Genomic DNA, 17015 nt, shown 5'->3' on the forward strand with positions numbered 1-17015 from the left:
ATTCTTTTGACTCCATTATATAATATCCTTACCCTCTGTTCTTCAAGCGTTTCATTAAAGGCCCAGCACATGGGTCATATCGTAATAGCCAATGTCAGCTCCCACCACATACTTGGCAGCTTCCAGGGCCCCTTTGGCAAAGACAGACCGGTCATGGGCTTCATGCACCAGGGTGAGGCTCTCCAGTTCATGAATAAACCAGGCTTCGTGACGGCCTACGATGTTCCCTCCCCGAAGGCTGTGGATGCCGATTTCTCCTTTTTGCCGGGGAGCTTCTCCCACACGGCCATGAACATGGGGATGTTTTGCACCAAGGCCGTCTTCAATGGCTTCGACAATGGTACAGGCACTGCCGGAGGGAGCGTCTTTCTTTCGGTTGTGGTGAGCTTCCACCACTTCAATGTCCACAGAATCTTTCAATATGGATGCTGTTTTTTTCACCAGTGAAAAGAGCAGGTTCATTCCCAGCGACATGTTGGTGGAATACACCAGCGGTATCTTTGTGGCAGCTGTCTGTATTTTGGCAATCTGCTCTTCCGAGTATCCGGTGGTGCCAATCACCAAGGGACATTGTCGCTTCAGGCAAAAATCCAGCACAGCATCCAGCGCCCTGGGATTTGAAAAGTCAATGACCACATCAGCTTTCAGATGTTCTGAATCCACATCGTCATGGGATCCAATGCCTTGAACCTGTCGCCAAAAGGGATCTTCCTTGGCCATTTTGATCATCATTTGCCCCATCTTTCCTGTTTTTCCCCACACCAGCAGGTGCATGACCACTCCCCCTTTATTGGATGATATTCAGCCGAATCATTTCCTGTTTCAGTTGTTCCATGTTGTCCGGCTCCATGGGTGTCAGAGGGAGCCGCAGTTCATTGGCCATCATTCCCATGAGGTACAGGGCTGCTTTAATGGGAATAGGGTTGACTTCCATAAACAACAGGTTGAACAGTTTTTTGGTTTTAACCTGCAATTGGATGGCTTCTTCAATGCGGCCCGCCATGAAAGCCTCACACATGGCTTGGGTTTCGCCGGGAATCATATTAGCCATCACCGAGATCACGCCATGACCTCCGACAGAGTAGATCGGCAGAATGTTATCGTCGTTCCCGGACCAAATCATGAAATCTGCCGGCACCAGCCGTTTGATTTCCAGCACCTGGGAAATATTGCCGCTGGCTTCTTTGATTCCCACAATGTTCTTCACCTCCGCCAGGCGCGCCACCGTGGCAGGTTCAATATTAACGCCGGTACGGCTGGGAACATTATACAGTACCACCGGCACATCAACTGCTTCGGCAACAGCTGTAAAGTGGGCCACCAGGCCATTTTGTGTGGCTTTGTTATAATAGGGCGTCACTACCAGTACGCCATCAGCACCCAGTGCCTCCGCCTGTTTGGCATACTTGACGGCAATCGCTGTGTTATTGCTGCCGGCACCGACAATCACCGGCACTTTTCCCTTTGCTTTGTTGACCGTCAATTGAACCATGTCTTCACGTTCAGTTTCATTCAGGGTACTGGCTTCCCCGGTTGTCCCCAGTACTACCAGGCACTGAATGCCTTTTTCCAGCTGAAAATCCACCAGCTTTCCATAGGCCTCCAAATCCACTTGCCCATTTTTAAAAGGTGTCAAAATAGCAACCCCTGCTCCTTTAAACATGATCATGACCTCCCCTTCTCCTCGTCAACATTTTACCCATCTCAAACAGCTTTCAACTCTTCCATTTTCTCCAAAATCTGAACGGCATTGGTGGCCGCACCTTTTCTCAGGTTGTCTGCCACCACCCAAAGCGACACTGTTTTGGGATCGAAAAGATCTTTTCGGATGCGTCCCACGCAGGTATCATCTTTACCAGCGGTGAAAAGGGGTGTGGGATAAACCAGATTGGAAAGATCATCCATCACCATGACTCCCGGTGCCTGTACCAGTAATTCCCGCAGTTTTTCCAGGTCTGGCTCTTCATGGAAGGTAACTGTAATGGACTCGCTGTGACTATAGAAAACCGGTACCCGCACCGCGGTGGCATTCACTTCAATGGTATCATCCTCTAAGATTTTCTGAGTTTCATAAACCATTTTCAACTCTTCTTTAGTGAACCCATTTTCATTGAACACATCTATGTGTGGCAGGCAATTGCCTGCAATGCGTTTCGGGTATACCTGAGGCAGTGCTTCGGGATCTTGCAGCTGGTTTTCCAGTTCCACAATGGCTTTATGGCCGCTGCCGGAAACCGCCTGATAAGTCGCCACCACGATTCGTTTAATGCCAAAGACCCGGTGGAGGGGTGCCAGCGCCACCACCATTTGTATGGTGGAGCAGTTGGGGTTGGCAACAATCCCCCGGTATCCTTTCAACGTGTGGGAATTCACCTCTGGCACCACCAGGGGAATACCTTCGGTCATTCGCCACTGGGAGGAATTGTCGATGATGATATTGCCTGCTTCCTGGGCTATGGCTGCAAATTTCTCCGACACGCTGCCACCGGCTGAAAACAGCAGATAGTCAAAAGACTCCTTCATGGTTTCCGGGGTCAACAGTTCTATGGTGATCTGCCGGCCGTTCCAGTCAATCAACTGACCGGCGGTTCTTTCTGAAGCGAAGCATCTCAACGAATCAACCTGTATCTTTCTTTCTGCAAGTGTTTCCAGCATTTTTCTTCCAACAGCGCCTGTTGCCCCTACCACACCGATCTTAAGTCCCAAACTGAACGCCTCCTTTTTTGTTTTAAAAAACTCCCGGGATTTCCCCCGGGAGCTCTTCGCACGACAAACGACAGGACCAGCCGCAATGCGAATCATTGGCGGGTACTGGCCATTCCATTCATTGGCGAATAGCACTCCATGGGGTATCCCATGACAGTGGACGGATTCTTCACCCGATCCCCCAGATTACGAAAAGGGTTTTTTCGCTCTCTTCGGCACCTTGACCTTTAACACTCCGGCATTGGGAAACCCCTCCCTTTTCATCCGGGTGCGACTCATTCGCGGTGCAGCCTCTATTCTTGACATCATTCAATTTTCAATACCATCAACCATTGGTTTGGTTAATTAAACCTGTCTCATAGTCTACCACATGCATAAAAATACTGTCAACCATTATTCTCATCATTCTTTGTACTGATGGCAGCATTGTTCTTCAGGCAACATGACTTATTGAAAAAGGGATTCTCCAATCGCCTCCCTATCACCGATGACCATGATCGTCATCAGCACCGTCATCATTGTCTCCATTCTCATTTGGTACACCCTGTTGCATGTATTTTTTCTCAAGGAGCCGGTCCATTTTTTTCTGTATCAATCGGCGACGGGCTTCTGTTCCTTCAACATCTATCTGCCAGGTGCCGTCTTCAAGTGGAATGATCAGATCTCCTTCCACCACATTGACAGGCAACAGGCTCTGGTTTATTCTTAACCATCCGGTATGAGTTTCAACCACAGCATCCTGTCCTTCAAAACGATCGATGACCCTGACCGCCTGGTTCCGACCTGCCATTTTTATTGACACTCCTTCAGCTCATACAGATCTGTACGACGATGTTTCAGTAACGGCAGCTGCTCACGAACAGCTGTCAAACGCTGGGGATTAAGAGTTGCTGTAATGATTCCCTCCGTTTCATCTGTTTCTGCCAGTACTGTTCCCCATGGATCCACCACCTGGGAAAAACCATAGGCATGATAATCAGAGGCCAGGTTGCGGGCCGGAGAAGCGGCCGCAAAGAAGACCTGATTATCCACTGCCCGCATTTTGATGGTATCTTTCCAATGAGCCGGCCCGGTGGTTGTATTGAATGCCGCCGGTACCACGATCATTTCAGCCCCCTGCAGGGTCATGAGGCGCATCAGTTCCGGAAATCGCATGTCATAACAGATGGCTACCCCAATTTTTCCCAGAGATGTTTCCACCACTGTCACATCATTTCCCGGTGCCACAATGGAAGATTCTTGAAATGAAACGCCTCCGACAATATTGACATCAAAAAGATGCATCTTTCGATGACGTCCAACCCGCTCTCCTACCTCATTATAAATAAAAGCGGTGTTGTAAATACGGTCATCAGCAGCTTCGGCAATGGATCCACCCACCACGACGATATTCAGCTCAGCTGCCAGACGGGACAGTAATTGTGTTGTTGGCCCGCCCTCCGGTTCCGCTGTAGCTTGCATGGCTTCAATGCTATAGGGGCCATTGAAAATTTCCGGCAACACCACCAGGTTAGCTTTATTTTCCAGAACTGACCGACGAATCATTGATTCTGCTTTTTTCAGGTTATCTTCCTTGTTTTCCACCACCATCATTTGACAGACGGACAGATTCACTGTTTTCAATTGGAACGGCCTCCTTATGATAACGAAATGATATCAAGACTATTTTCTTCACAGTGTATGCTTTGGTGCATGATTTGCGTGTGATTAATGTTGAAATAATGGCTTTTTAGAAGGATAAGAGACCACTGCATTTTCTTTTCTTCCCCAGTGTAATGTGATACACTGAATAAGGCATTCAACTTTCAGAAAGGGTGACCACACCATGCTTCGAACCATTTACTGGTTAATTGATTTCATCATTTATCTGCTTTATATTTTTGTTCAGGCTCTGAGAGGTAAACGCATGGAAAAAGCAGGCCACACCGAAGAAAAACGCCGGTTCACACAGAAAACCGGCCAGATCTGGTCTTCACGATTACTGCGAAAAACCGGCAGCCATATTGAAGTAACCGGCAGCGAACATGTACCTGCGGAAGGCCCGGTTCTCATTGTCAGCAATCATCAAAGTTACATGGATATCCCTCTTATGGTCAGCGTTGTTCCGCTGCCTATGGGCTTTGTGGCCAAACAGGAACTGCGCCGTTTACCGGTGATCAGCCGCTGGATGGATCTCATTGAGTGCAGCTACATTGATCGGAAGGATATCCGGCAGTCACTTCGCGCCATTCAGCAAGCTCAAAAAAGTCTGGAGAGCGGTCAATCCATGGTGATTTTTCCTGAAGGCACCCGGAGCAAAAGCCGTGAAATCGGTGCCTTTAAGCCCGGCAGTCTGAAACTGGCCCAAAAAGCAGGCATCCCTATTCTTCCAGTTGCCATCGACGGCAGTTACCGCATTTATGAAGAACGAGGGCGCATCACTGCTACCACTGTGAAAGTCACCATCCTGCCGTTAATTCCTGCCGAAACGGTTGTTGAAGAGAGTTCCAGTGACCTGATGAGCCGGGTTTTTGGTGATATTCGTCAAGCACTTGGAATGGAAGGCCTTTTATCAGTCTGAGGATGTCTCCTGAAGGCTTTCCATGAACTCATCCATTATTTTATCATAGTCACCACTGTTATAGGCCAGAATGTTTTTTAAATGAACAAATGAGTCCAGATCAATGTGGGTCAGGTGAAGTGCCAGGGAGCCATCCTCTTCCAGGCGTACCACCTGGCCCGTTATATTGATGAACAATCCCGACGATTCTCCTGCAAGATCAATGGTCACATCCACGTTGTCGCCTGAATGCAGGGCATCCGTTTTTTCCGTCAGATGAATCAGTAATCCATTGAGACTCAAGTTTTCAACCTTCCCTGTAAACGCCATGTTCTCTTTTTTAACCAGGGCACGAATCTGAAATAAAACCCGGGACAGCTTACGCTTTTCTTCCAACACAACCCTCTCCTTTTCAGGCAATTAATGTGCCCTCTACATTTATAGCCACCAGGGGAACAGGAGGTGTGCCAACAATAGCACCACCAGAAGCAGCCCCAGTATCCGATGGATTGGCCGCCAGGTTTTTCTGAAAACTGCCAATTTATTACCGGCAAGAGCCACCAATGCCATCAAAATCAACGTCATCAACACCAGACTGCCCGAGTGCAGCCGCAACTGCCCCAGCACCATGGCACCGTGAAGCAGTCCTATCAAAATCATGACAACACCAACCACCGGATGAGCCACCCGGACCACCCGGTAAATGGGGATCAACTTCTTATTACTTTTCATTTTTTGCTTCAGGGGATAAATAGCGCCCATGAGCACCACCAACACGACATTCACCCATCCCATCATTTGCCATTGAGCCACTTATGCAACCTCCTTTCGCTTTTCCGCAGATGCTTTCGATTGCTTCATACCCGAAATCAGCTCACTGAAACGTATAAAGACCGGGGCTTTTAAAGCCTTCCGGTCTTTATTGCTGCATCGAAAGCAGCCTGTGCAGCTTCTACCATAACCGTTTATTGAAACGCTGTCGAAGGCGATCTAATGTTTATGGTTTCTGGTTGCTTTCCGGCATTTTCTGCCATGCTTCATCCAGCATAAATGTCGTATAACGTTCATGATTTGTGTGAATCATCTTCAGCCCAGTCTGCTCGGCCAGGTACTGCATTGTCTTGGGTGTGAAAAAAGAGATGTGACTGCGATCTCTTGCATAATGCCAATTGAGAAAATGAATGGTGTCGTTTCGATGAAATAAGGTCATTACCGCTAAAATCCCATCGGATTTCAGCAGTGTTCGAAAAAGCCGAAAATACGCCTTCGGATCCCGCAAGTGTTCCACTACTTCTGTCGAGGTAATCAGATCATACTTTTTCCCTTCATAAACTTTTTCCGGCGCGTAAAACAGGTCATAGATATCCATAGAATAGCCATAATCCCGCTCCAACAGCTGTGCCAGCACCGGTGATGGTCCGCTGCCAAAATCCAGTCCTCTTTTTCCCTGATTCACATAAGGGAACACCGCATCGTTCAAAAAGCGTTCAAAAAAATCCACATAGCGGGGGTCTTGGATGGAATTTTGATGGCAGTTATAGATACGCATCTCTTCATCACTGCTGATGAGGTCTGCTGCTTCTTTAAAAATCAAATCACACTTTCCGCAGACACGGTAATCTGCCTTTAATCCTGGATGATGAAGCGGATTTGTCTGCCCGCCACACAATAGACAAGGTGATTTCATAATTGCTCCTTTTCTGATGCCTGTCATTTGAATGATGATCCGGTCTTGTGACTTAATTTGTTGTGGGCACATGTGCATGCCTGCACAAGTTGCTCACCAGCAGTATACCATGTATGCCCTGGGATCAAAACTGTCTGCAGCAGATTTTTTCGTTTTTTGCATCCCTTTTCCAATCCAATTGAAAAACCCGGCAGAACCACTGCCGGGTCGAAAAAATTCAATTACTTCGTTCAGATTCTTTATCTGCATGCTCATCCTGACAGAATTATAGCAATGAAAAACCTGGTTCTTTACATTTGACTAAAAATTTCATCCAAAATAGTGACGCATGTATCCAACTCTTCTTTTGTAATAATCATAGGAGGAACAAACCGAATGATATTACCTGCAGTGCAGTTAATGATCAATCCTTTGTCAAAGGCTTTTTCCACCACTGCCGCCCCAGGGAAGTCCAACTCAAGACCCACCATAAGCCCTTTTCCCTTGGTGCGTTTAACAAACGCATATTTGTCCACCAGTTCTTGAAGCTTTTCCAGAAAATAAGCGCCATTGGCTGCTGCTTTCGAGGGAATTTCCAGATTCAACAACTCTTGAAACACAGCAGTTCCTGCTGCGCAGGCCAGGGGATTTCCACCAAAAGTGGTGCCGTGATCTCCCGGCTTCCAAGCTGAAGCCACTTTGTCGGTGGCGATAATGGCGCCGATGGGGAACCCACCCGCCAGAGACTTGGCCAGCGTCATAATATCCGGAATCATATCATACTGTTCATGGGCGAACATGGTTCCTGTTCGGCCGAAACCACATTGAATTTCATCGGCAATTACCAGCAACTGGTGTTCATCTGCCAGTTGCCTCACTTTCTTCATGAATGCCGGTGTGGCGGGAGTAATACCCCCCTCACCCTGCAAAGGTTCCAGCATAATGGCACAAGTATTGGGGGTAATGGCTTCCTCTAGGGCTTTTTCGTCATTGAAAGTAACAAAGGTGAATCCTTTGGGCAGTGGTTCAATGCCAACTTTATAAGCTTCATTGTGGGTCACGCTGAGAGTTCCCAGTGTGCGACCATGGAATGAACTGGTCATGGCAATGATTTCATATTTTTCCGGCCCAAAGTTCGTATAGGCATATTTTCGGGCCAGCTTAATGGCACCCTCATTGGCTTCTGCACCGCTATTGGCAAAAAATACTTTGTCTCCAAAAGAATTGGCTGTTAAGAGCCGGGCCAGTTCCAATTGCGGTTCATTATAAAAATAATTTGTAATATGAATCAGCTGAGCCGCTTGCCGGTTAATGGCCTCAACCAGCACCCGGGGGCTGTGTCCCAATCCGCAGGCAGCCAGGCCGCCCATCATATCCAGATATTTCTTTCCTTCAGAATCGGTGAGGATACATTTCTCACCAGAGGTGAATACCACGGGAACCCGCTTATACGTTTGCATGAGTACCTGGTCACTTGCCAGAATCATTTCTTCTTTTGTCATGTTCATCATCTCATCGTCTCCTTCTCAGAAACCATTTCAACTGATTTTTGGTATCTCCTTGTAAGGTACTGTTGCTTTGGTAATTATTATGCGCCTTATGCGACACATCGTCAACGCTCAGCCGGCCCCAGGCATCATTTCTATTCTATTCACTGATTGTGGTGCCTTTGCTGCTGTCTGAAAAGATTTCAAAAAGCAACGAATGAGACTCGCGGCCATCAATGATATGGGCCCGACGCACACCGTTGGCAACAGACTCCACACAGCAGTTCACTTTGGGGATCATCCCGCCCGTGATCACGCCTTTTTCAATGTAATGCTTGATCTCCTTGGGGCAGAGTTCCGGAATCACCACTTTTTGAGTGCCTTCTTCTTTCATGACTCCCTGCACATCTGTCAGCAAGAGTTGCACAGCAGCTCCCAATGCCACCGCCATTTTGCCCGCGGCCTCATCGGCATTGATATTGTAGCGCTTTCCTTTCTCATCACAGCCTATGGAAGAAATCACCGGCACATAGTTCTTCTCCAGTAAATCAAATACCAGTTCAGGATTGATTTCAACAACATCTCCCACAAAACCCAGCTCCGGCTTCTTTTGTCGTGCCTTGATCAAGCCACCGTCCTGCCCGCTGATGCCGATGGATTTGATCCCGTATCGGCTGAGTCGGCCCACCAGATCTTTGGCTACCTTTCCCGTCAGCACCATCTCAGTAATTTCCATCGTCAATTCGTCTGTCACCCGCAGGCCATTGATGAATTTGGTTTCATGACCCAGCTTTTCCATCATTCCGGTGATTTCAGGGCCGCCACCGTGCATAATGACTGGTTTCATGCCCACGTATTTCATGAAGGCGATGTCTTTTATGACCTGCCCTTTCAGTTCTTCATTCACCATGGCGTTACCGCCGTATTTAATCAGAATGATTTTTTGATGGTACTGCTGAATATATGGTAAACTTTGCAGCAGCAGTTCAGGATTGAACTCGCCGCCGTTGGTTGATTGACTCACTTATTTTTCCTCCTTGTATCGATGCAATGGGTATTAATGGGTGTTTCGTCAGAGCGTAAGGTGATAATTAACTGCGGTACGATCCATTAATTTTGACATAATCGTAGGAAAGATCGCATCCCCATCCCCGGGCTGACGCTTCGCCTGAAGCTGCTGTCAGACGAATCATCACCTTCTTATCTTTCAGCAGTTCCGCCACCTTCTCTTCAGAATAGTTAAGGGGCAGCCCCGCCGACAGCACTTGCACCGATTCTCCCCGGCTGTTGGCCAGCGTCAGTGCCACATCATTCAATTGGAATGCAGCACCTGAATAACCCAAGCTGCAAACAATGCGGCCCCAATTGCCGTCTTCACCAAAAATAGCGGTTTTCACCAGGTTTGAGTTTAGTACGGCTTTTGCAGCCAATCGGGCATCTGTTTTGGTGGCGAATCCCTCGGTGATGACTTCCATTAATTTCGTGGCTCCTTCACCATCTTTCACAATGGATATTGCCAGGGCTTCGTTCACTGCATACAAGGCATCCATGAATTTCTTTTTGTCAGGATGCTGATCATTCAGGGGCTTGTTCCCCGCCTGGCCGTTGGCCAGTACCATCACCGTATCGTTGGTGCTGGTGTCACCATCCACCGTGATCATGTTATAAGTATCTTCCACCACTGCAGCCACCGCTTCTTTCAGGTAGCTCAGCTCTACAGCCGCATCGGTGGTGATAAATCCCAGCATGGTGGCCATATTGGGATTAATCATTCCAGAGCCTTTGGCCATTCCGCCAATGGTGACGGTTTTCCCGTCGATCACCGTGGTCACGGCCATTTCTTTTCGTATCGTATCGGTGGTCATGATTCCCTGAGCTGCTTGAGGCCCCCCTTGGGCATGGCAAGCCTTGATCACTGTGGGAATGCCTGCCCGTATCTTATCCATGGGCAGGGGTACGCCGATCACCCCGGTAGAGGCCAATGCCACCTGTTGTGGTTTCATTTTCATCATTTCCGCCGTTATCTGCTGCAACTCCAGGGCATCCGCTTCTCCCCGGCTGCCGGTGCAGGCATTGGCATTGCCGCTATTCACCAGCACCGCACGTACATCGCCCTCATCAAACACTTCGCGGCTGATATGAACCGGCGCTGCTGCCGCAAGATTTTGTGTGAACATCGCGGCTGATGTTGTCGCAGTCTCACTGATAAGTAGTACGAGATCATCTTTTTCTTTTTTGACCCCCGTGTGGACACTGCCCGCCAGAAATCCCCGAGGGCTGGTAACATGGCCATTGGGTATCACTTCATATGTCACTTTATTCATCTCCTTTGTTGATGGATGCTTTTTGTGTCATCGTATGATTTTTGAATGTGTTTTACCTTTATTCAGTTTGACTATCAGCATTATATAAGATGCCTAAGGCCAGATGGGGAGATGATGAAGCCCCATTTCTTCAGGCAGCCCCAGCATCAGATTCATATTTTGGACAGCTTCTCCTGATGATCCTTTTATCAGGTTATCGATGACCGACACCAGTATCAGATTGCCTGATCGCCGGTCAGCCTTCCACGCGATATCGCAAAAATTCGAACCTCTTACCGCTTTTGTTTCCGGGAGGGTGTCTGTCCCCAATAACCGAATAAAGGGTTTGTGATCATAATATGCCTGGTAACAGTCCTGCAGTTTTCTCTCCGTCAGCCCTTCAGGTAACGGCATGACAATGGTACTGAGGATACCCCTGTCCATGGGGACCAAATGAGGGGTAAACTGTAGGGTGACTGATTTTCCAGCGGCCTTACTGAGTTCCTGTTCAATTTCCGGCGTATGCCGGTGAGTACCAATCCCATAAGCACGTACATTTTCGTTCACCTGTGAAAATACATTCACCGCCGACGGGCCACGCCCCGCACCAGAAACCCCGGTTTTGGAGTCGATCACCAAATGCTCGCCAGTCACCAGGTTTTCTTTCAACAGCGGCAATAAGGGTAATAAAATGCTGGTTGGAAAGCATCCCGGATTTGCTGCCAGCCGTGTTTCTTTCAATTCTTCGGCATACCACTCAGGCAAACCGTAAACAGCTTTTTCCAGCAGTTCCGGTGCTTCATGGGGTGTATTGTACCATTGCTCGTAAACAGACTGCTGATCCAGTCGAAAATCTGCCGACAAATCCACCACTCGAATCCCCTGCCGTTGCAACAAAATCACCTTGTGCTGGCTGATTCGATGTGGCAGTGCACAGAAAACAATATCCACTTTTTCAGGAAGATTTTCCGGATCTACAGAAACAGCGGTCATCTCTGCCTGACCCTTCAGGTTGGAGTAGACCGCTTCAAAGGGTTGATGTTCATAACTGCGGGAATCAACAAAGGCAAGTTCCACCTCAGGATGCTGAATCAGAATGCGTACCAGTTCAGCTCCGGTATAGCCTGTTGAGCCCAAAATACCAGCTTTCATTAATTGGACCTCCTTCTTGGTCATCGCCGGCTCATTCGGTTGCACAGCTGCCGAAATTCCGTCGTTTGATGCAAATAATTTTACTCTATTATATCGAAAGTTGGTTTTTTATGCAAGTTCTATTTCGTGTAGTTGTTCTTCATCCATATATTTCATTTGATATCAATTGTTTTTCAAAATACATTTGTCCACGCATTTTGGAATAACGGTATTATATTCACCTCAATGTATAAATATTACTATGTTCCTTGTAAAAAAACAGCTTAAACCCCTTTTGCTCAGGGCCTAAGCTGTCTTCGTCACATCAGTGTGATATGTACTTTCTGTTACGAGTCTCATTGAAGAAGATTTCAAAATAAATGACCATTATTTTGATAGCGTTCCTCCCATTCCCGGCTTCTTTCCAACACCCGCCGGCTATAGGATGTTTCCACTGTCTGATGCCGATCAAAATAAATTCGAAGCCCATCGGGCCCTCTGTTATACTCACTCAGCACTTGAACCCAGTCTGTTTCATCCTGACGATCCGCCAGCTCCCGCAAGTACTGCATGCCCAGCGTGAGATTGTACCATGACTCAAAAATCATCTCCGGATCATAGGCGAAAGACCACTGGCCGCTGTGACGATTAAAAAGATGTTGCTCTGTGATGGGCGTAATCTGCATATACCCCCGATCATCATTGCTGCCCACCAGGTCACCCCGAAAGGTGCCGCCCGTTTCAATATCGATCAACGCCAAGACCATCCACGGATCTAACTGAAATGCCTCACACCCCTGGAGCAGAATCCAGGCTGCTTCTTCACTCAAGCCGGTTTCTGCAGCCATAAATCTCAATTGACTGATGGTCTGGGCACTCAATGCCCGATCAATGCGGTAGTCTGACAACCGCTTGTTTTCGAGGAACAATCCCCGTACAAAGGTTTCAGGATGATGGTTTTCATGACGATGCAAATGAAGCCACTGGTCTGCCGAAGTCGTTACCTGAACCTCCATGGAAACTTCGCGTTTTTCTTCAGGCGGGTGTGCCATCATCCACGTCACCACGAAGACAACTGCCACACCCCAGATCAGTGATGTTTTGTCTATTCTCATTGGTGAATTCGAGGATCCCAGATCCAGTCTCCCGCCAGGTTGATATACCCCTCCCGGCCATTCCATTGAACTTGGGCAATGCCCCCTTCAAAAGGAAAAGCACGACTAAATTCAGGTTCCACCACCCAATCACCCCGAGGATTTATATAACCCCAGCGATCTCCCTGCCTTGCCGGTGCCATTCCCTGAGAAAAATAATAAACATCATCAAACCTGGGTTCAATCGCCATTTGCCCACTTTGGTTTACAAATCCCCAGCGCCTGTCAAGGGAAACCGCTGCCAGGCCTTCTTGAAACGCAAGGCCCTCTTCAAATGCCAGGGGAATCACCAGTTCTCCAAACTCGTTCACATAACCGGTTTTCCCCTGTCGTTTCACCGCAGCCAACCCCTCAGAAAAAAGAGATACCGCGTCAAACTGGGGCGTAATGACCACATCACCCACCGAATTGATGAATCCCCACTCCCCAGCAATGGATACCGGCAGTAATTCAGTATGGACAGGTGCATTGGAAGCTGCCTCATCGTTCGGGACCACTGGAGGTTGATGTTCTTCCGAAACAGTGGGTTGTTCAGATAGCGTCGGTGCTTCAGCAGCGCTTGGCATTTCACTATCCGGCAGTTCCATTGCCAGCTGCGGCGGTTCTGCCACTTGGTCTGATGCCCGTTGTCGCCCAACCACAGCCCACAGCACCAAAGCCGTTATTAGAACTGCCATCAACACAACGCCGGCAATCACCAGGATGGCTGCCTTTTTAGGCACTTGCTTATTCATGTCAAATTTTCTGTCTTTGGTTTCTTTGGTCTGATCCTGATTTTGCTGTTCTTCTTTTGCCAAGGGAATCACCTCCCTCTAAAGAGAATCAATTATGTGCTTATCGAAAGGAATGGCTTGCCACACCGGCCGGCCTCCCACCCATGTTCCCATCACTTTCATGGCAGCCAATTGGTCCGGCAGTAGATGGTGAGGGTTGTGGGAGACAGCAATGAAGTCTGCCAGCTTCCCGGGTTCCAGACTGCCCTGATCCCGTTGCAGTCCCGCAGCCGTTGCCGAACCCATTGTATGAACAGCGAGCGCTTCTTTCAGGGTAAGTGCTTCCAAAAGATTAAATCCATTTTCCGGCTGACCTTTCATGTCTTTTCGGGTAACTGCCGCCTGAATCGCCTGAAAAGGATTGGGGATTTCCACAGGACAGTCTGAGCCAGCCGCAAGAGGGATGCCAGCCTTTAGAAGCGTTTTCCAGGCATAGGCCGTGGCTGCCCGTTCTCGCCCCAAACGCGGCTCGACAATGGTCCAGTCTGAGGCAGTAAATGCAAACTGAAGGTCTGCTGACACACCCAGTGCCGCCATTCGTTCATAGAGCTTAGCATCTCCAATTTGACAATGAATGATTCGGTGTCGCAATGGTATCCCATAAACATCTGCCACTTTTTCAAATACACAGAGGGCCTGATGAAGCGCTGCATCACCGATGGCATGCAGACAGATTTGCATATCACCTTCATGGGCTTTGAACACCATTCTTTCCAGTTCGTCATCTGCATAAAGAAGCATGCCATGATTCTGCGGGTCATCGGTATAGGGCAACCGCAACGCCGCTGTACGGCCGCCAAGAGTGCCATCCAGCCATAACTTCATTGGCCCTATCCGGTAGAAATCATCGCCCCAACCAGTGCGTTGCCCCTCAGACAACCATTGATCCAAATGCTTCATGGTAGGCATTGAAATTTTCTGATAGACACGTACCGTTAGTTTTTCTTCAGATTCCAGTTCCTGATAGGTGTGGCGTATATCTGAAAAATCACCGCTGTACCCGAGGTCATAAGAGTCTTCAGAATGAACAGCGGTCACTCCAAAGCGGGCGAGTTCACCCGCTGCCCTTCGAACCGCCTGTTTCAACTCTTCCCGGTCAGGCTTTGGCTCCATCCGGGTCTTAAACCATTCCAGCTCATCTTCCAACACAATTCCTCGCTCCAGCCAGGGTTTCATGGCAGGATTCATGCGTTCCGGTTCAGGATAGACCACCTGTAAACCAGGTGTATTGGCAACAGCAATGTGGCCACACACACGCAACAACAGGAGGGGATTTTGAACTGTGATGGCGTCCAGATCCTGGCACTCAGGAAACACACTCTTCTGAAAAAGGTTTTGATCCCACCCACGACCAATGATCCATTTTCCCGGCGGCGGTTGCTTTTCTTCAAGGTAGCGGGCACATCGATTCTGAATCTCCTCAACAGAATCTGCCCCACTCAGATCGATGGATTCAAGAGAAAACCCATAGGCCATCAGATGAATGTGACTGTCAACGAAGCCTGGCATGACATAGTGATTTCGCAACGATACTTTTCGATGAATCGGCGTCAGTGTTTCCAGTTGATCCCGACTGCCCAGAGCAACAATACGTCCCCCCTGCACCAGCATGGCTTCTTCCACGAGGTCACCTGATTCAATGATTCCATCGTAGAAGAGCACTCGTTGTTCCATGCCATCACTCCTTTGGGCCATATTGAAAACCGCCTCAGGTGGTTTTCTGAAAGATATTTCACACCGATTATCCGGCTTCCACCTGAAATAGTTCGGTCAGATTAACAATCTGGAACAGATCCCGGATTTCAGTTCGCGCCCCTTTGATGCGCAGTTTTGTCTCATTGCGCGCCAGGTTGCGGTAAAGACCGATCAGAAAGGTAATCCCCGCGGAATCGATGTAGTTGATCTGACTCATGTCAATGACAACCTCGCGACAAGATTGATGCTGGTCAAGCACCTCATAGGTTTGCTGAAGAAGATCGTTGAGGCTGTTGGCTGTAGGTTCTTCAGCGAAAAACAGTGTGATGGTCTCATGTTCTCGTAAAGACTGCATTTACTGGTACCTCCTGTTTTATCATGCATTGACATCCGACCGTCATCGACTCAAATTGATGTACTTCAGAAACGGTCAGCACCTGATGGTGATCTTTGGGCAGCGGGCCGCGGTCATCCGGATGTCACTACAAGCTTAATCGATGCTTTGAACAGCTATTCGTCCCAGTTTAGGATGACTTTACCGGATTTGCCGGAAGCCATCACCCTGAACGCCTCCTCAAATTCTGTATAATGATATCGGTGAGTAATGACCTTCGAAATATCTAACCCCGACTGAATCATTGCTGTCATTTTATACCAGGTTTCGTACATTTCACGGCCATAAATGCCTTTTATGGTTAACCCGTTGAAAACAATTGTATTCCAGTCAATCACTGTTTCCGGCTGTTGAATACCCAGCACAGCGATTTTACCTCCATGGCACATGTGACTGATCATGCTCCGAAAAGCGGATGCATTGCCAGACATCTCCAGCCCCACATCGAACCCTTCTTTCATGCCAAGTTCGCGGAAAGTTTCTTCGATGCTGTTATTTTGGATGTTAATGGCCTTGGTGGCTCCCATTTGACGCGCCAAATCCAATCGGTACTCATTCACATCGGTGATCACAACATATCGGGCACCTGCGTGCTTGGCAACAGCGACGGCCATTATGCCAATGGGTCCAGCACCTGTGATCAGCACATCTTCTCCAAGCAGATCAAAGCTTAAAGCTGTATGTACCGCATTACCAAAGGGATCAAAGCAGCTAAGCACCTCAAGGGGAATCGCCGGATCACAGTGCCAGACATTTGTCACAGGAATAGACAGGTATTCAGCAAATGCACCCGGCCGGTTGACGCCCACACCACTGGTGTTCATGCATAAGTGGCGACGACCGGCCAGACAGTTGCGGCAACGACCACAAACCACATGACCTTCACCAGACACCGTTTCGCCTATTTCCACATCATGTACATTCTCACCAATCGCCACCACTTCACCCACAAATTCGTGCCCAATGGTCATTGGCACGGGAATGGTCTTTTGTGACCATTCGTCCCAGTGATAGATATGGATATCCGTTCCACAGATAGATGTTCTTTTAACTCTGATCAGCACATCATTTTTACCAATTTCCGGTACAGGGACTTCTTCCATCCAAAGGCCAGCTTCCCGGTTTTTTTTAACCAGCGCTTTCATTGACCTCCCCCTTATCCCTTTG

At 48.4% G+C, this 17015-nt stretch carries 18 protein-coding genes and 1 riboswitch; of the genes, 1 reads left to right on the forward strand and 17 read right to left on the reverse strand.

Features of this window, described 5'->3' with window-relative positions; genetic code table 11:
* Window positions 1–54: 54 nt before the first annotated feature.
* The 5 genes from dapB to QOL74_RS01895 all read right to left on the reverse strand — a co-directional run bounded on the left by dapB (window position 55) and on the right by QOL74_RS01895 (window position 4320).
* On the reverse strand, window positions 55–774 hold the full coding sequence (dapB, locus tag QOL74_RS01875; RefSeq protein WP_283407727.1) for a 4-hydroxy-tetrahydrodipicolinate reductase: 720 nt from the start codon (window positions 772–774) through the stop codon (window positions 55–57).
* A gap of 13 nt (window positions 775–787) precedes the next feature.
* Window positions 788–1663: a 4-hydroxy-tetrahydrodipicolinate synthase gene (dapA, locus tag QOL74_RS01880; protein ID WP_283407728.1), complete on the reverse strand. Its 876-nt coding sequence runs from the start codon at window positions 1661–1663 to the stop codon at window positions 788–790.
* A gap of 41 nt (window positions 1664–1704) precedes the next feature.
* Window positions 1705–2706 carry an aspartate-semialdehyde dehydrogenase gene (locus tag QOL74_RS01885; protein ID WP_283407729.1) on the reverse strand — a complete coding sequence of 334 codons (1002 nt, stop codon included), beginning with the start codon at window positions 2704–2706 and terminating at the stop codon, window positions 1705–1707.
* A gap of 121 nt (window positions 2707–2827) precedes the next feature.
* Window positions 2828–3010, reverse strand: a riboswitch (Lysine riboswitch).
* 177 nt (window positions 3011–3187) lie between these two features.
* Window positions 3188–3496, reverse strand: coding sequence for a DUF3006 domain-containing protein (locus QOL74_RS01890; RefSeq protein ID WP_283407730.1), 309 nt, complete (start codon window positions 3494–3496; stop codon window positions 3188–3190).
* Between the two features lie 2 nt (window positions 3497–3498).
* Window positions 3499–4320 carry a carbon-nitrogen hydrolase family protein gene (locus tag QOL74_RS01895; protein WP_346771702.1) on the reverse strand — a complete coding sequence of 274 codons (822 nt, stop codon included), beginning with the start codon at window positions 4318–4320 and terminating at the stop codon, window positions 3499–3501.
* Window positions 4321–4531: 211 nt separating this feature from the next.
* Between QOL74_RS01895 and QOL74_RS01900 the strand changes: the two genes are divergently transcribed.
* Window positions 4532–5266, forward strand: coding sequence for a lysophospholipid acyltransferase family protein (locus tag QOL74_RS01900; protein ID WP_283407732.1), 735 nt, complete (start codon window positions 4532–4534; stop codon window positions 5264–5266).
* On the opposite strand, the gene QOL74_RS01905 is transcribed toward QOL74_RS01900, so the two are convergent.
* The 12 genes from QOL74_RS01905 to tdh all read right to left on the reverse strand — a co-directional run bounded on the left by QOL74_RS01905 (window position 5258) and on the right by tdh (window position 16993).
* Window positions 5258–5641 carry a PilZ domain-containing protein gene (locus QOL74_RS01905; protein ID WP_283407733.1) on the reverse strand — a complete coding sequence of 128 codons (384 nt, stop codon included), beginning with the start codon at window positions 5639–5641 and terminating at the stop codon, window positions 5258–5260. The genes QOL74_RS01900 and QOL74_RS01905 overlap by 9 nt on opposite strands.
* 42 nt (window positions 5642–5683) lie before the next feature.
* A complete protein-coding gene (locus QOL74_RS01910; protein WP_283407734.1) occupies window positions 5684–6058 on the reverse strand; it encodes a hypothetical protein in 375 nt (124 codons plus the stop codon).
* Between the two features lie 184 nt (window positions 6059–6242).
* Window positions 6243–7004, reverse strand: coding sequence for a class I SAM-dependent methyltransferase (locus tag QOL74_RS01915; protein WP_283407735.1), 762 nt, complete (start codon window positions 7002–7004; stop codon window positions 6243–6245).
* 218 nt (window positions 7005–7222) lie between these two features.
* Window positions 7223–8422: an aspartate aminotransferase family protein gene (locus QOL74_RS01920; RefSeq protein ID WP_346771697.1), complete on the reverse strand. Its 1200-nt coding sequence runs from the start codon at window positions 8420–8422 to the stop codon at window positions 7223–7225.
* Window positions 8423–8558: 136 nt separating this feature from the next.
* Complete coding sequence (argB, locus tag QOL74_RS01925) at window positions 8559–9422, reverse strand: acetylglutamate kinase (protein WP_283407736.1); 864 nt, start codon at window positions 9420–9422, stop codon at window positions 8559–8561.
* A gap of 67 nt (window positions 9423–9489) precedes the next feature.
* Window positions 9490–10713, reverse strand: coding sequence for a bifunctional glutamate N-acetyltransferase/amino-acid acetyltransferase ArgJ (argJ, locus tag QOL74_RS01930; protein ID WP_430383844.1), 1224 nt, complete (start codon window positions 10711–10713; stop codon window positions 9490–9492).
* A 102-nt stretch (window positions 10714–10815) separates the two neighbouring features.
* Window positions 10816–11853: an N-acetyl-gamma-glutamyl-phosphate reductase gene (argC, locus tag QOL74_RS01935; RefSeq protein WP_283407738.1), complete on the reverse strand. Its 1038-nt coding sequence runs from the start codon at window positions 11851–11853 to the stop codon at window positions 10816–10818.
* A gap of 350 nt (window positions 11854–12203) precedes the next feature.
* Complete coding sequence (locus tag QOL74_RS01940; RefSeq protein WP_283407739.1) at window positions 12204–12947, reverse strand: transglycosylase SLT domain-containing protein; 744 nt, start codon at window positions 12945–12947, stop codon at window positions 12204–12206.
* On the reverse strand, window positions 12944–13783 hold the full coding sequence (locus tag QOL74_RS01945; RefSeq protein WP_283407740.1) for a WG repeat-containing protein: 840 nt from the start codon (window positions 13781–13783) through the stop codon (window positions 12944–12946). The genes QOL74_RS01940 and QOL74_RS01945 overlap by 4 nt, the downstream gene beginning before the upstream one ends.
* A gap of 15 nt (window positions 13784–13798) precedes the next feature.
* Window positions 13799–15433, reverse strand: a complete 1635-nt coding sequence (locus QOL74_RS01950) for an amidohydrolase (protein WP_283407741.1) — start codon at window positions 15431–15433, stop codon at window positions 13799–13801.
* Between the two features lie 67 nt (window positions 15434–15500).
* Window positions 15501–15809, reverse strand: a complete 309-nt coding sequence (locus tag QOL74_RS01955) for an STAS domain-containing protein (RefSeq protein ID WP_283407742.1) — start codon at window positions 15807–15809, stop codon at window positions 15501–15503.
* A gap of 155 nt (window positions 15810–15964) precedes the next feature.
* A complete protein-coding gene (gene tdh, locus QOL74_RS01960; RefSeq protein WP_283407743.1) occupies window positions 15965–16993 on the reverse strand; it encodes an L-threonine 3-dehydrogenase in 1029 nt (342 codons plus the stop codon).
* Between the last annotated feature and the right edge of the window lie 22 nt (window positions 16994–17015).

It is taken from the genome of Anoxynatronum buryatiense (assembly GCF_900182905.1).
Classification (GTDB): domain Bacteria; phylum Bacillota; class Clostridia; order Peptostreptococcales; family Tindalliaceae; genus Anoxynatronum; species Anoxynatronum buryatiense.

Excerpts from the sequence above, each read along its gene's own strand:
- dapB (WP_283407727.1), bottom strand. The coding sequence starts at position 774 with ATGCACCTGCTGGTGTGGGGAAAAACAGGAAAGATGGGGCAAATGATG.
- dapA (WP_283407728.1), bottom strand. The coding sequence starts at position 1,663 with ATGTTTAAAGGAGCAGGGGTTGCTATTTTGACACCTTTTAAAAATGGG.
- QOL74_RS01890 (WP_283407730.1), bottom strand. The coding sequence starts at position 3,496 with ATGGCAGGTCGGAACCAGGCGGTCAGGGTCATCGATCGTTTTGAAGGA.
- QOL74_RS01900 (WP_283407732.1), top strand. The coding sequence starts at position 4,532 with ATGCTTCGAACCATTTACTGGTTAATTGATTTCATCATTTATCTGCTT.
- QOL74_RS01915 (WP_283407735.1), bottom strand. The coding sequence starts at position 7,004 with ATGTGCCCACAACAAATTAAGTCACAAGACCGGATCATCATTCAAATG.
- QOL74_RS01920 (WP_346771697.1), bottom strand. The coding sequence starts at position 8,422 with ATGATGAACATGACAAAAGAAGAAATGATTCTGGCAAGTGACCAGGTA.
- argC (WP_283407738.1), bottom strand. The coding sequence starts at position 11,853 with ATGAAAGCTGGTATTTTGGGCTCAACAGGCTATACCGGAGCTGAACTG.
- QOL74_RS01940 (WP_283407739.1), bottom strand. The coding sequence starts at position 12,947 with ATGAGAATAGACAAAACATCACTGATCTGGGGTGTGGCAGTTGTCTTC.
- QOL74_RS01950 (WP_283407741.1), bottom strand. The coding sequence starts at position 15,433 with ATGGAACAACGAGTGCTCTTCTACGATGGAATCATTGAATCAGGTGAC.
- QOL74_RS01955 (WP_283407742.1), bottom strand. The coding sequence starts at position 15,809 with ATGCAGTCTTTACGAGAACATGAGACCATCACACTGTTTTTCGCTGAA.
- tdh (WP_283407743.1), bottom strand. The coding sequence starts at position 16,993 with ATGAAAGCGCTGGTTAAAAAAAACCGGGAAGCTGGCCTTTGGATGGAA.